Origin of the sequence: Gelidibacter salicanalis, assembly GCF_016469035.1 — a bacterium.
GTDB lineage: Bacteria > Bacteroidota > Bacteroidia > Flavobacteriales > Flavobacteriaceae > Gelidibacter > Gelidibacter salicanalis_A.
Genome location: NZ_JAEHJZ010000129.1, coordinates 1 through 301, shown reverse-complemented (window position 1 = coordinate 301; position 301 = coordinate 1). Strand labels below are relative to the sequence as shown.

Annotated in this window: 1 pseudogene; it reads left to right on the top strand. The window is 46.2% G+C overall.

The features are described 5' to 3' along the window. Position 1: 1 nt before the first annotated feature. Positions 2-301, top strand: a pseudogene (locus JEM65_RS21170) (GH92 family glycosyl hydrolase); the annotation flags it as partial.

Sequence of the window (301 nt, the reverse complement as noted above, 5' to 3'; positions counted from 1 at the left end):
GGTGAACCCTTACGTGGATAGTAAAAACTCCCGCTGGTTCTTTTTCAACACAGCTACTCGACCTTTCGGAATGGTGAATCTCAGCCCAGATACGGACATCGGTGGAGCTTGGGGATCTGGATACCGATATGAAAGTGACTCGATCAAAGGCCTCAGCCATGTGCATGCTTGGCAACTTTCTGCACTTTCAGTACTTCCTGTTTCAGGGATAGAATTGGAGACAAACACAGATTTTGCATCGCCTTTTTCCCATGATACTGAAATCGTACAGCCAGGCTATCACAAGTTAATACTGGACAGA